2 protein-coding genes are annotated in these 2,201 nt (G+C 67.2%); both read right to left on the bottom strand.

Annotated features, from left to right (window positions below; all coding sequences use genetic code 11):
* Positions 1–72: 72 nt before the first annotated feature.
* Positions 73–1,062, bottom strand: a complete 990-nt coding sequence (locus ACY45C_RS21040; RefSeq protein WP_462189283.1) for a hypothetical protein — start codon at positions 1,060–1,062, stop codon at positions 73–75.
* A 331-nt stretch (positions 1,063–1,393) separates the two neighbouring features.
* Positions 1,394–2,201, bottom strand: an 808-nt coding sequence (locus tag ACY45C_RS21035) for a PLP-dependent transferase (protein WP_462189282.1), incomplete at its 5' end; no start/stop codon positions are given.

Below are 2,201 nucleotides of genomic sequence, written 5' to 3'. Positions count from 1 at the left end.
CCACAGGCCTGTGACCTGCGATGATGCTCTCGATCACGTATTTGTTACTTCATTACGTCCCCAACGACGCGATCAGAGTGGGGACCATTCCTGGGCCTGGATGACGAGTCCGGACCAGTCCGCGCCCTGGCTGCGGGCGCGTTCGGCGAGAAAGAGGATTCCGTTCGACAGCCAACTGCTCGGCCGCACGGCGGATGCGGCGAGCGCTCTGGTCGCGAGGATCTCGGCCTTGTCCAGCTCGCGTGCGTGCATCGCCGCGGATGCCTGGTAAAGGCGGACGGCGGCGAGAGCACCGGACGCCCGGGAACGGTTGAACAGTTCGGCTGCCTCGCTCAGCCGCTCATTTCCCTCGTCCAATGCGCCGGCGGCGACGAGTGCCGCACCGCCGAATGTCGGCAGATACCCAGGATGGATACCGTCCAGGCTGTAGCCCACCGCACCTGCCGGGAGCTTTGCCGCGACCGATCCCGCTGAGCGCAGCACGGCAACGATATCGTCGGTAGGCAGGTGGCACGCGGCCATGATGTGCGCCTCGGTGGTCATCGCCAGGATCGCGGTGTGCGCGTGTGGTGCCGTGGCCTGGGCCGCCCGCGCCAGCGCCAACCCGTCGCGGGTGCTCTGGAAGGAATAAGCGGCGAGTTCAGCCAACACGACTCCGGCGTGGGCGGCAGTCGTCGCGTCTCCTACATGTTTCGCGAGGACGAGCGCCGCCCGCGCCGAGACTGTGGCCGGCCTGGCCATGCCGTTGTCACCCCGCGCCACGGAGGTCATGAGAAGAATCCGGCCATGTGCTCGTATCCAGTCCCGGCGCAGGGCTGGGCCCAACCGCCATCGGCCGATCGTCTGCGCATGGTGCTCCAGCGTCGCGAGGCGCTCGACCAGGTCGGCCGGCGCGGTGGTCTCCCAGCGGCGGGCGAGGGTCTCCAGACCGGTCTCGACCTGGTGTAGCGCCGCGCGGCTGTCCACCGCCGTGGATGTCATGCCGACCGCCTCGGCGGGCCCGAGGACGCCGAGTAGCGCGCTCGTGGTAATGATCGTTCGGCGGTCCGTCGAGGCGTCCATATGGTACTCCTGACGATCGCGACCTGGCGGACCGGGCACATGCCCGGCGTATGCGCACGCGCAACCATTGCTGTTCTCCGCCCGAGGGTCTCGACACAGTAAGGTCACGATAACCGGGTACGGGGCGCTATGTCGCCGCTGTGGAGTCGAAATGAAATAACTTGCGCGTTTCGAACCCTCCACAGGCCTGTGACCTGCGATGATGCTCTCGATCACGTATTTGTTACTTCATTACGCCCCCTGTGGGTTAAGGTTTGGACTTTTTCGCTGGTTCGCCCTTCCGTACCGGGCGCGTGCGCCAGAAGCCGCCACTCCCGAAATCGGGGCCGGGCTACGCGGATCTGTCGGAAAGCCCGCGCAGCGCCTGGTGCAGATCGGCGACGAGGTCGTCCACCGATTCGATCCCGACCGAGAGCCGAACCAGGTCCGCGGGTACCGCGAGCGGTGAGCCCTCCACCGAGGCATGGGTCATGCTCGCCGGATGTTCGATCAGGGATTCCACCCCACCCAACGACTCGGCGAGAGTGAACAGCCTGGTCCGGCCGCATGCCTCCACGGCCGCGCGGGGGCCGGCCCGAAGGGTGAACGAGACCATTCCCCCGAAGTCACGCATTTGCTTCGCGGCGATGCCGTGACCCGCATGCCCGGTCGAACCCGGGTAGCGGACGGTCCCGACGGCGGGGTGCGTGGTGAGCTCGGCCGCGATACGCCGAGCGTTGTCGCAGTGCCGGTCCATCCGAATGGGGAGCGTCTTGACACCGCGCAGTACCAGCCAGCTGTCGAAGGGGCCGGCGACGGCGCCGGCCGCGTTCTGCAGGAATCGTAGCCGGGCGCCCAGGTCCGGATCGCCGACCACGAGCGCGCCGCCGACGACATCGCTGTGGCCACCGAGATACTTCGTCGTGGAATGCACCACCGCGTCCGCACCCAGGGTCAGTGGCTGCTGCAGGTAGGGCGAGGCGAACGTGTTGTCGACTGTTAGCAGCGCCCCCGCGTCATGCGCCAGCGACGAGAGAGCGACGATGTCGGCGATGGACAGCATGGGATTGGTCGGGGTTTCGCACCACACCAGCCGCGTGGTGCCCGGACGGATCGCGACTCGCATCGCATCGAGGTCGGTGAGATCGACGCTGGTGTGT

Source organism: Frankia sp. CcWB2 (assembly GCF_977927585.1).
The sequence above is the reverse complement of the archived record's forward strand: the minus strand, read 5'-3'. Positions and strand labels throughout refer to the sequence as shown.